At 65.1% G+C, this 10682-nt stretch carries 11 protein-coding genes; 5 read left to right on the top strand and 6 right to left on the bottom strand.

All coding sequences use genetic code 11. From position 1 onward, the window contains the following. The first annotated feature begins 34 nt into the window (after positions 1–34). From ACIQTZ_RS02560 to ACIQTZ_RS02580, 5 genes are all read left to right on the top strand, one after another. Positions 35–400, top strand: coding sequence for a YraN family protein (locus ACIQTZ_RS02560; protein WP_402977276.1), 366 nt, complete (start codon positions 35–37; stop codon positions 398–400). Further along, a complete protein-coding gene (locus tag ACIQTZ_RS02565; RefSeq protein WP_402977234.1) occupies positions 400–1941 on the top strand; it encodes a YifB family Mg chelatase-like AAA ATPase in 1542 nt (513 codons plus the stop codon). The genes ACIQTZ_RS02560 and ACIQTZ_RS02565 overlap by 1 nt, the downstream gene beginning before the upstream one ends. A gap of 49 nt (positions 1942–1990) precedes the next feature. Then, on the top strand, positions 1991–3172 hold the full coding sequence (dprA, locus tag ACIQTZ_RS02570; RefSeq protein ID WP_402977279.1) for a DNA-processing protein DprA: 1182 nt from the start codon (positions 1991–1993) through the stop codon (positions 3170–3172). 93 nt (positions 3173–3265) lie between these two features. Continuing rightward, entirely contained in the window at positions 3266–4162 is an 897-nt protein-coding gene (locus ACIQTZ_RS02575) for a tyrosine recombinase XerC (protein WP_402943750.1), read from the top strand. Between the two features lie 274 nt (positions 4163–4436). After that, positions 4437–4940: a DUF3145 domain-containing protein gene (locus tag ACIQTZ_RS02580; RefSeq protein ID WP_397325874.1), complete on the top strand. Its 504-nt coding sequence runs from the start codon at positions 4437–4439 to the stop codon at positions 4938–4940. A gap of 78 nt (positions 4941–5018) precedes the next feature. Here the strand turns inward: ACIQTZ_RS02580 and ACIQTZ_RS02585 are convergent, their stop codons facing one another. The 6 genes from ACIQTZ_RS02585 to ACIQTZ_RS02610 form a co-directional block, all read right to left on the bottom strand. Next, positions 5019–6254, bottom strand: a complete 1236-nt coding sequence (locus tag ACIQTZ_RS02585; protein ID WP_400330550.1) for a beta-ketoacyl-[acyl-carrier-protein] synthase family protein — start codon at positions 6252–6254, stop codon at positions 5019–5021. 132 nt (positions 6255–6386) lie between these two features. Then, positions 6387–6632, bottom strand: coding sequence for an acyl carrier protein (locus tag ACIQTZ_RS02590; protein WP_011692310.1), 246 nt, complete (start codon positions 6630–6632; stop codon positions 6387–6389). A gap of 115 nt (positions 6633–6747) precedes the next feature. After that, positions 6748–7809: a beta-ketoacyl-ACP synthase III gene (locus ACIQTZ_RS02595; RefSeq protein WP_402977237.1), complete on the bottom strand. Its 1062-nt coding sequence runs from the start codon at positions 7807–7809 to the stop codon at positions 6748–6750. Continuing rightward, entirely contained in the window at positions 7806–8735 is a 930-nt protein-coding gene (locus ACIQTZ_RS02600; RefSeq protein ID WP_402977240.1) for an ACP S-malonyltransferase, read from the bottom strand. Before ACIQTZ_RS02600 ends, ACIQTZ_RS02595 begins: the two co-directional genes overlap by 4 nt. A gap of 88 nt (positions 8736–8823) precedes the next feature. Continuing rightward, entirely contained in the window at positions 8824–10068 is a 1245-nt protein-coding gene (locus ACIQTZ_RS02605; protein ID WP_402977243.1) for a PucR family transcriptional regulator, read from the bottom strand. A 170-nt stretch (positions 10069–10238) separates the two neighbouring features. Then, positions 10239–10682, bottom strand: a 444-nt coding sequence (locus ACIQTZ_RS02610; RefSeq protein ID WP_402977246.1) for a transketolase-like TK C-terminal-containing protein, incomplete at its 5' end; no start/stop codon positions are given.

Below are 10682 nucleotides of genomic sequence, written 5' to 3' on the forward strand. Positions count from 1 at the left end.
CCGCCGGAAACCAGCCGCGATGCTGGAAGCGGAGGTGGTGCTCATGCGAGCAAAAGACATTCTTGGCCGGGAAGGCGAGGCCCTGGCCGCCGCGTTCCTTGAAGACCAGGGCATGCAGGTCCTGGAGCGCAATTGGCGGTGCTCCGAGGGTGAGGTGGACATTGTTGCCCTGGACGGGAAAACCCTCGTAGTCGCGGAGGTGAAAACGCGGCGCAGCCTGGCCTATGGCCATCCTTTCGAAGCGGTGGGTCCGGAGAAACTCGCGCGGCTGCACCGGCTCGCAACACGGTGGGTGCGCGAGCATGGGCTCCCCTCTCTGGGACGCCGGATCGATGTTGTGGGCGTGATCCATGATGGCGCCGGCGAACCGCAGCTTGAGCATCTCCAGGGTGTTGGCTGATGGCCGTTGGACGCAGCTACGGCATAGCCTTGGTGGGCCTCAACGGCTACATCGTCGAGGTCGAGGCGGACATCGGCCAGACACTCCCGGCCTTTGTGATCCTCGGCCTGCCGGACGCCTCCCTCAATGAAGCGAAGGAACGGATACGTTCTGCCGCGCAGAACTCCGGAATTCCCCTCAGCAGGCGGAAGATCACGGCGAACCTGATCCCGGCCTCCTTGCCGAAGCGTGGATCGGGATTCGACCTCGCCATCACCATGGCCGTCCTTCGTGCGGCCGAGGACATCCGTTCCATCAGTGGCACGGTTTTCATTGCGGAGCTGGGGCTGGACGGACGGCTGCGCCCTGTCCGTGGAATCCTCCCTGCCGTCATGGCTGCCGTTGACGCAGGCTTTCCGGAGATCGTGGTTGCGGAAGCCAACGTCGCGGAGGCCAGGCTGGTGCCGGGTGCCAGCGTCAGGGGGTACAAGACCTTGGCACGGCTGGCCTACGACTTCGGAGCGGACCCCAAGAACCTGGTCCTGGACTACGATCCCGCCGGTGACGACACCGCGGAAGACGAGGAGTTCCTGGAAGAGCCGGTACCGGACCTCCGGGACGTGGCGGGGCAGGCTGGAGCCCGCCGGGCACTGGAGGTTGCTGCGGCAGGCGGACACCACATGCTGCTGACGGGTCCACCGGGTGCGGGAAAGACCATGCTGGCGGAGCGGCTGCCCGGGCTGCTTCCGGACTTGTCTGACACGGCATCCATGGAGGTCACTGCCATCCATTCACTCGCTGCCATCCGATCATCCGCGGTCCGGCTGATCCGCCGGCCTCCTTTTGAGAATCCGCACCACAGTGCCACACCGGCAGCCGTCATTGGCGGAGGCTCCGGGCTTCCCCGGCCAGGAGCGGCCTCCCGTGCCCACCGTGGCGTCCTGTTCCTTGACGAGGCGCCGGAGTTTGAACGACGTGTCCTGGACGCCTTGCGGCAGCCGCTGGAGAGTGGGGAACTGGTCATCCACCGATCGGCCGGCACGGCTGCTTATCCTGCCCGTTTCCAGCTCGTCCTCGCCGCCAACCCGTGTCCGTGCGGCAAGGCCTCAGGCAAGGGAATGGAGTGCAGTTGTACGGCGATGATGCGGCGACGCTACTTTGGCCGGCTCTCCGGACCGTTGTTGGACCGGGTGGACATCCAGCTGCAAGTGGAACGCGTGTCGTTGGCCGATTTCGGAAAGACGGGGTGCGAGGAATCCACCGGCGTGGTGGCCCGACGCGTGACCGCGGCCAGGAACCGCCAATCGTGCCGTCTCGGCCCCCTCGGTTTCGAAACCAACTCCCAGGTCCCCGGCCGCATCCTCCGGGGTGACCTGCGGCTGGGTCCAGGAACAACCAGGGTCCTCGATACTGCCCTGGAACGTGGCCTCCTCACAGCACGGGGCTATGACCGGGTGCTCCGCCTGGCCTGGACCCTCGCGGACCTGGACCAAAGCGACTCGCCGCACCCTGACCACATCGGACAGGCCCTGGGCCTCCGGCAAACGAATGCAACAACCTGATCACGCGGAAACTCCTGGAAGGAAGCAAGCCTTGGGCGTAGTGGGAAACATGGACAGGGAACGGATTGCCAGGGCGGCGCTGTCGCGCCTGATGGAGCCTCAGGATTCGGTGGGACTGGCACTGGTTCATGCCGTAGGCGCCTTGGACGCGCTGGGTATCGCAACCGGTGAGCTGACTGCGGGCGCTGCAGTCGAGCGTGAGGTCACGGTACTGCTGTCGCAGGACGGGAACCTGGCCTCGTGGCCGGGACTGGGTGCGAGCCTGCGCCGATGGGCGCCCAGGGTCGCGGATCTTGCACCGGAACGTGACCTGGAAACCATGAAACGGCTCGGCGGGCGTGTGGTTGTTCCCGGAGATGAGCTATGGCCCGGTCAATTGGCGGACCTCGGTTTGCAGGAACCGCTGTGCCTTTGGTGGCGGGGACAGGAAGAGCCTGTCGCTCCAACACGGCAGAGCATCGCGTTGGTGGGATCGCGGGACAGCACCAGCTATGGTGCAGCGGTGACGGGAGACCTCGCCTATGGCTTGGCCCAGCGGGGCTTCACGGTGGTCTCGGGCGGTGCGTATGGGATCGACGCCCATGCGCACCGGGGGGCCCTTAATGGCGGGGCGGCGGCCATCCCCACCATCGCCGTCATGGCCGGGGGAGTGGACCGCTTCTACCCGGCAGGCAACGAGGACCTCCTGAGGGCAGTCGCCAACCAGGGGGCCGTGATGGCCGAAGTGCCCCCGGGCTCGGCCCCCACCCGATACAGGTTCCTGCAACGCAACCGCATCATTGCCGCCTTGGCTTCGGTCACGGTGGTGGTGGAAGCCCGGTGGAGATCGGGAGCGCTGAACACCGCCCACCATGCCGAAACCCTTGGACGAGTGGTGGCCGCAGTCCCGGGCTCCATCCACAGCGCCAATTCGGCAGGCTGCCATCGCCTGCTGCGCGACGGCGGCGCCGTTTGCGTGACGGACGTCGGCGAGATCGCCGAACTGTCCGGCCGGAGCGGCGAACAGTTGGCCGGGGACAAAGAAGGGCCTAACCAGCCACACGACGGCTTGTCGCTCGAGGATCTCATCCTCCTGGACGCCCTGCCGTTGCGTTCAGGCAGCTCGGTGGAGAAGCTCGCCGTCGTTGCCGGACTCAGTCCCGATGCAGTCAGGGCCGGGTTGGGGCGTTTGGAACTCCTGGGCTTGGCCGGCTGCGAGAGAAGCGCCTGGAAACGGAAGCGGGGCGCGTGACCTGCCTCGGCGAAGGGCTTTGTCCTGCGCTTCAAACACGGCGCTGTCTGGCACAGTTGGAGGGTGGACCGAGAAACTTTGCCAGAAGCCTTGATGCAGGCCGCCGGAGGATTCGAACGGTACTTGCGGGCGGAGCGGGCGCGCTCCGGGCACACCGTCCGCGCGTACCTGTCCGACGTCGACAGCCTGCTGGGGTTCGCGGCCTCGGAAGGGGTGGCGGAACTGCCACAGCTGGAGCTGGGGACGCTCAGGCGGTGGCTTGGTGCCCAAAGCGAGTCCGGGCTGGCCCGGACCACCCTGGCGCGCCGCGCCGCCACCGCACGTTCCTTCACCAAGTGGGCCCTGCGGGAGGAACTCATTGCCAAGGACCCTGCCCTGCGGCTCCAGGCCCCCAAACGCGCCAAGACACTGCCCGGAGTCCTGCAGGAACAGCAAGTCACCAGGATGGTCAGTGACCTCGGAGAAGCAGCCGTCCAGGGAGGCCCCATGGCGGTCCGCAACCGCGCCATGGTGGAACTCCTCTACGCAACAGGCGTACGCGTCGGCGAGCTGGTGGGATTGGACATCGATGATGTCGATCCCGACCGGCGCACACTCAGGGTCCTGGGCAAGGGAAACAAGGAGCGGACGGTTCCCTTCGGCGTCCCGGCTGCCGTGGCACTCGATGACTGGCTGCGCAAGGGCAGGCCTGAGGTGGTGACCTCCGGCAGTGGTCCTGCGCTGTTCCTCGGCGTCAGGGGGAACCGGGTGGATCCCCGCCAAGTCAGGAGCGTGGTGGGCGCACTCCTGAAGGCACTGGGAGATACCTCGGCCACCGGACCCCACGCTCTGCGCCACAGTGCTGCCACACATCTGCTCGATGGTGGGGCGGACCTCCGTGCAGTCCAGGAAATCCTGGGTCACAGCAGCCTGGCCACCACCCAGATCTACACCCACGTTTCTGTGGACAGGCTGCGGAAGAGTTATCAACAGGCGCATCCGCGCGCTTGAATGACGGCAAAATGCCGGCACAGACGCGGGCGCATTACCTGCACTGGCGGAAAACGAAGGTGTACGGCAAAATGAAAGCACCACGGGCGAACCTTCAATTTATGGTTGAGGGTTGAATCTGTGCCAGAATCGAGCAAAAGCATTCATCAGTTTGGGGAATGGCTGCGGATAAATAAATAGCTTGCACAAAGGTCTTGACGGGTCATCGCAAGGTCAACAGCACCATCCAGCAGAGGTCGTTGGGGAAGACGTACCTACAGCTATGGAGGATGGAATGTCTGTTGCAACAACCCGCGGTGTCCTGTTCGTGCACTCGGCGCCAACGGCGCTGTGCCCGCACGTCGAGTGGGCCATTGGATCGGTCGTTGACAAGCGAACCGATCTTGAGTGGACCCCGCAACCGGCTGCGCCCGGAATGTTCCGCGCTGAGTTGTCCTGGACCGGCAAGCCCGGCACCGGGGCCCAGTTGGCGTCCGCTCTTCGAGGCTGGGCACACCTGCGTTATGAAGTGACCGAAGAACCGAGCCAGGGTGTGGACGGCGCCCGTTGGTCCCACACCCCTGAACTTGGGATCTTCCACGCAGTCACGGATGTCCACGGAAACGTCATGGTCACCGAGGACCGTATCCGCTACGCCTACGAGTCCGGCGCAGGTGACCCCTCAGCGGTTTACCATGAGCTCTCCCTTGCCCTCGGCGAAGCCTGGGATGAAGAGCTGGAACCGTTCCGCCATGCGGCCGAGGGTGCTCCCGTGCGCTGGTTGCACCAAGTGGGCTAGGCAGCCCTCCACCCAACCCCATAGCAAAAAGCAGGGCCCCACCGAAAATGGTGGGGCCCTGCTTCGCGTCGGGGGCTGCTAGGCGTTCCGCACGGCGATAACCGCGTTGTGGCCGCCGAAGCCGAACGAGTTGCTGAGGGCAACGATGTCGCCGGCGGGCAGGTCACGCACTGACGTCACGACGTCGAGCGGGATTTCCGGATCCTGGTTCTCCAGGTTGATGGTTACCGGTGCCTTGCGCTCGTAGACAGCCAGGACCGTCAGGACCGCTTCCACAGCACCAGAGGCGCCCAGGAGGTGGCCCATTTGGGACTTCGTAGCCGAGACGGCCACATTGTCCACGTGGGTGCCAAGGGCCGCCCGCAGCGCCGTGTACTCGGGCTTGTCGCCGACAGGAGTGGACGTTGCGTGCGCGTTGACATGGACCACGTCTTCGGCCTGGATGCGGCCATCAAACATGGCGGCTTTCAGGGCGCGGGTGGCCCCCAGGCCTTCGGGGTCGGGAGCGGTGATGTGGTAGGCGTCAGCCGTGACAGAAGTTCCGGCAAGCTCTGCGTAGATGCGTGCGCCGCGGGCGATCGCGTGCTCTTCGGCCTCCAGTACCAAAGCACCGGCACCTTCGCCCATGACAAAGCCATCGCGGTCGATGTCGTAGGGGCGGGAAGCCCGCTCGGGATCGTCGTTCCGGCGGGAAAGCGCCTGCATGGAGGAGAAGGCGGCCAGCGGCATCGGGTGGATGGCCGCTTCCGCGCCACCGCACATGACCACATCTGCCTTGCCTGAGCGGATCAGGTCCAGGCCGAGGTGGAGGGCTTCGGTTCCGGAAGCACACGCCGAAACCGGGGTGTGGGCGCCAGCGCGCGCACCAAGGTCAAGGCTCACAGCAGCGGCTACGCCGTTAGGCATCAACATCGGGACGGTCATAGGCAGCACCCTGCGGGGACCTTTTTCCTTCAGGGTGTCCCAGGCATCCAGGAGGGTCCACACGCCACCGATTCCGGTGGCGAAAGCGACAGCGAGGCGGTCGTGGTCGATGTCGTCGATCCCTGCGTCAGCCCAGGCTTCGCGGGCGGCAATGACGCCGAATTGCGTGGAGGGGTCCATGCGCTTGGCTTCGACGCGGCTGAGGACTTCCAGGGCCGGCGTCGAGCACCTGGCAGCAAAGTGGACCGGGAGGTCGTACTTGGAAACCCACTCGTCCCCGAGCGTGTGGGCACCGGAGACCCCTTTCAGCGCGTTCTGCCACATTGTGGGAACGTCGCCGCCGATGGGAGTGGTGGCCCCCAGACCGGTTATGACTACTTTGCGTGCCATGCGATCACTCTCTGTCGGATGAGCCGACCCGGCTGCAGCTTGGTGCGGGGGCGGCTGAAAATCTTTGGGCGGTAGTGCGGCTGTGCCGGGCGCAGGATGACGTACCCTGGCCCGGCACAGCTGGTATCAGGACTAGGCCTGTGCGTTGGCGATGAAGCTCACGGCGTCGCCGACGGTCTTGAGGTTCTTGACCTCTTCGTCGGGGATGCGGACGCCGAACTTTTCTTCGGCGTTGACCACGATGGTCATCATGGAGATGGAGTCGATGTCCAGGTCCTCGGTGAAGGACTTGTCCAGTTCGACGGCTTCGGTGGCGAGGCCGGTCTCTTCGTTGACGATTTCAGCCAGGCCGGCCAGGATTTCTTCGTTGCTAGCCATGATCGGCTCCTTTTCTTGTTGTGCCGGCTGCTGCCGGAAAGGGGTCAAACCGCGGTTACGGCTTGGGTTTGTAAGTCATATTCAATTGGCTGGAGGGCATCAGGCCGGTCCAGGACTACGGCAGAACGACCACCTGGGCGCCAAAGACCAGGCCGGCGCCGAATCCGATCTGCAAAGCCAGGCCGCCGCTGAGTCCAGGGTTTTCCTGAAGCAAACGGTGGGTGGCCAAAGGGATCGACGCAGCGGACGTGTTGCCTGCCTGGGCAATATCGCGTCCGATCATGACAGTCTCCGGAAGCTTGAGCTTCTTGACCATCTCGTCGATGATGCGCATGTTCGCCTGGTGCGGGATGAAGGCGGCGAGGTCGCCCGCCTCAATACCCGCGGCATCCAGTGCCTGCTGCGCAACTTTGGCCATCTCCCACACAGCCCAGCGGAAGACCGTTTGGCCGTCCTGGCGAAGTGTCGGCCAAACGTCCTGGGTGGCCGAAAGGATGGCCGGGTCATCGATCTCGTCAGAGTGACGGGCGGATTCGCCCAGCTTCTTGACGTCCTCCAGGGAGTGGGTCATACCAATGGCGTCCCACTTGCTTCCATCGGAGCCCCACACGGAGGGTCCAATGCCGGGGGTGTCGGAGGGGCCGACCACGACGGCGCCGGCGCCGTCACCCAGGAGGAAGGAGATGGTGCGTTCATGGTTGTCGATCACGTCCGAGAGCTTCTCGGCACCAACGACCAGGACATACTTGGCGGCACCCGAGCGGACCAGCGCGTCAGCCTGGGCAACGCCATAGCAGTAACCCGCGCAGGCGGCTGAGATGTCGAAGGCGGGTGCCGGCGTCGCGCCCAAACGGTCGGTGAGCGCGGCGGCAGCCGACGGCGTGGCGTAGGGGTGGGTGACGGTGGAGACGATGACCGCACCAAGCTGGGACGGTTCGATGCCGGCTTGGGCGAGTGCTTCGCGGGCGGCGCCTTCAGCCATGTCGATGACGCTGACGCCTTCGGCGGCCCGGTGGCGCGTAATGATGCCGGTGCGCTGGCGGATCCATTCGTCGGAGGAATCGATCCACTGGCAGACGTCCTCGTTGGTGACAATGACATCCGGCCGGTAGGCGCCGATGCCCAGGATCCGGGTGTTCTCCTGGACGGGAGCTTGCTTCAGTGTGGGCGTGCTCATGCCTCTCCCTCCAATTCAGCGAACAGTGCCAGGGCCGCGGACAAGTCTTCGGGGGTCTTGACGGCCACGGTCTTGACACCGGGCATGCCGCGTTTGGCGAGGCCCGCAAGGGTGCCGGCCGGAGCCAACTCGATGACGCCCGTGACACCCCGTTCAACCAGGTTTTCCATGCAGAGGTCCCACCGGACCGGTCGGGAAACCTGGGCGATAAGGCTTTCGACGGCCGCCGAACCTGCGGTTACTTCCTTGCCGTCGTAGTTGGACAGCAGGGGAACCGAGGGGTCCTGCGGGGCCAGCGATGGTTTAAGCGCTTCCAGCGCACTGACCGCGGGAGCCATATGCGAGGTGTGGAAGGCGCCGGCGACCTTCAGGGGAATGACGCGGGCCTTCGCGGGCGGATTATCCGCGAGGGCTTTGAGTTGTTCAAAGGTACCCGCGGCGACGGTCTGGCCTGCGCCGTTGACGTTGGCAGGCGTTGCGCCGGAGGCTTCGATTGCGGCGAGGACGTCCGCAGGGTCGCCGCCCACTACGGCGCTCATGCCGGTGGGGGTGATTGCCGCGGCGGCCGCCATGCTGTTGGCACGTTCGCGGACGAAAGTCATGGCTTCCTCTTCGGTGAGGACACCTGCCAGGGCGGAGGCAGTGATTTCGCCAACGGAGTGCCCGGCGAGGATGACCGGAAGGGTGCTGAGTTCGACGTCGAACAACGACTTCGCGGCGACCAAACCTGCAGCGACGATCAGTGGCTGCGCCACTGCGGTGTCCTTGATGGTCTCTTCATCGGAGGTGGTTCCGTGGGCCTTGAGGTCGATGCCTGCGATCTCGCTCAGGGCGGCCAACTGGCCTTCAACGGAGGGGAGTTCCAGCCAAGGGGCCAGGAATCCTGGGGTCTGGGAGCCCTGTCCAGGGCAGACGATTGCAAGCACGTATCCAGCTTTCCAAATTGCCACGTGATCCACTGGTGTTTCGGTACACCAAGCTCACTGGGTCAGTTTGTAGGAAGTCTACAACGGTTCAGTTCTGTGAACGCGATGCGTGACGCTCGGGTGCAGCCTTCGGTTGGGCCGAAAGCCGGCCAACCACCAGGGCTGTTTGTAGCACGAATGCCTCCCTGGGAAGCAGCGGATCCCAGCCCGTCACGTCGCAGACACGCTTCAAACGGTAGCGCACGGTGTTGGCATGGACGAACAATTCGCGGGCGGTGGCTTCCAGTGAATGGCCCAGCTCGAGGTATGTGCCGAGGGTTTCCACCAGCCCGTTGGAAGCGGCGAGGAGGGGGCGGTAGATGTTCTTGATCAGTGAGCGCCTGGCGGCATCGTCACCGGAAACAACCCGCTCCGGGAGGAGATCATCCGCCGCTACCGGCCTCGGCGCCGAGGGCCACGCCCGGGCAGCGGTAAGGCCCGCGAAAGCCGCCTGGGCTGAGCTGCTGGCCTCCAGCAACGATCCCGCTTCCGGGCCATAGACCACTGCACCGGGGGCGAAAAGCTCACTGAGTTTGACGTAGGCGGTGTCACGGTCCTGGACCCCGCCAAGGATCAGTATCAGTCGGTCGCCTTGGATGCCCACCAACGCGTCTTCCGCGAAGCGCCCGGCCGTGCGGCGGAGCTCGCTGACGTAGCTGGCGCTGGGTTCCGACGGCGAGTTCCCCACCATCACGGTGAAGCGCTCCTGCGCTTTCCAGCCGAGGGCGGCGATCCGGGAACGCAGGGCGTCGGTGTTTTCGCCGCGAAGGATGGCGTCCACAATCAGGGCTTCCAAGCGGGTGTCCCAGGACCCGCGGGATTCCGCGGCGCGGGCGTAGACGTCGGCGGCGGCGAACGCGACTTCGCGCGAGTAGCGCAGCACTGCTTCGCGAAGGGAGGGCTGGTCCGGTTCCGGTGCGATGACCGGTACCTGGTCCTCCACGACTTCCACCACGATGCGGATCAACTGCAGGGCTTTTTGAAGGCTGATGGACCGCGTCAGTTCGGTGGGTGCGTTGCCAAAAACGTCAGTGAGGATCCAGGACGGCGAACTGGGCCGCTCGTACCAGGTCACGAACGCGGCGATGCCGTTCTGGGCCACGAGGCCAAGAGCTGAACGCTCATCCGAGCTCAAGCGGCTGTACCACGGGAGCGATTTCTCGAGCTGCCGCATGGTGGTGGTGGACAATTGCCCCACGTTGGCGCGGAGTTGCCGCAGCGTTTCGGCCTTTTCCGGCGACACTGCCGCTGCTGCTGCCTTGCGCTTGGGTGTGGTCTTGGTGGGCTCTGCCATGGAATGAGCATACGGCGCATCCCGGGCAAGCTCCATTTGTGCGAAGGCTACAACTTGCGCCGGTCACCGCGGCGGTGTGGCACTGCCGTGTTAAAGCCCGACGGCGGCCCCCACCTTTCGGTGAAAGCCGCCGTGCGGTTGGTGCTTGGTGGGCTGTGGCCCAGCCTGGGCTAGGCGTCGCCGCCTGCCCCGCCGGTGGTGCCGGCGTTGACATCCAGGAGCCGGTACTTCCCGATGGCAGTTTCCACTGCGTCAGCTGCGACTTCGCCCTTGGCGGCGAGGAGTTGCAGGGTTTTGGTGACGATGGAGTGGGTGTCGTTTTTGAAGTAGCGGCGTGCGGCTTGGCGGGTGTCGGAGAAGCCGAAGCCGTCTGCTCCGAGGGAGGCGAAGTCGTTGGGGATGTATTGGCGGATTTGGTCGGGGATGGCTTTCATGTAGTCGGAGACGGCGATGACGGGTCCGTGGTGGCCGTTGAGTTGTTGGGTGATGAAGGGGGTGGGTGCTTCTTGGTTGGGGTTCAGGAAGGCGTGTTCGTCGGCGGCGAGTCCGTCGCGTCGGAGTTCGTTCCAGGAGGTGACGGACCAGACGGTCGCGGCGACGCCCCAGTCTTCGGC

The sequence above is a fragment of the Paenarthrobacter sp. NPDC090520 genome (assembly GCF_044769205.1).
Taxonomy (GTDB): Bacteria; Actinomycetota; Actinomycetes; order Actinomycetales; family Micrococcaceae; genus Arthrobacter.

Coding starts and splice junctions, on each gene's coding strand:
- ACIQTZ_RS02565 (WP_402977234.1), top strand. CDS start 400: ATGGCCGTTGGACGCAGCTACGGCATAGCCTTGGTGGGCCTCAACGGC.
- ACIQTZ_RS02590 (WP_011692310.1), bottom strand. CDS start 6,632: ATGGCTAGCAACGAAGAAATCCTGGCCGGCCTGGCTGAAATCGTCAAC.
- ACIQTZ_RS02580 (WP_397325874.1), top strand. CDS start 4,437: ATGTCTGTTGCAACAACCCGCGGTGTCCTGTTCGTGCACTCGGCGCCA.
- ACIQTZ_RS02585 (WP_400330550.1), bottom strand. CDS start 6,254: ATGGCACGCAAAGTAGTCATAACCGGTCTGGGGGCCACCACTCCCATC.
- dprA (WP_402977279.1), top strand. CDS start 1,991: ATGGACAGGGAACGGATTGCCAGGGCGGCGCTGTCGCGCCTGATGGAG.
- ACIQTZ_RS02575 (WP_402943750.1), top strand. CDS start 3,266: ATGCAGGCCGCCGGAGGATTCGAACGGTACTTGCGGGCGGAGCGGGCG.
- ACIQTZ_RS02605 (WP_402977243.1), bottom strand. CDS start 10,068: ATGGCAGAGCCCACCAAGACCACACCCAAGCGCAAGGCAGCAGCAGCG.
- ACIQTZ_RS02595 (WP_402977237.1), bottom strand. CDS start 7,809: ATGAGCACGCCCACACTGAAGCAAGCTCCCGTCCAGGAGAACACCCGG.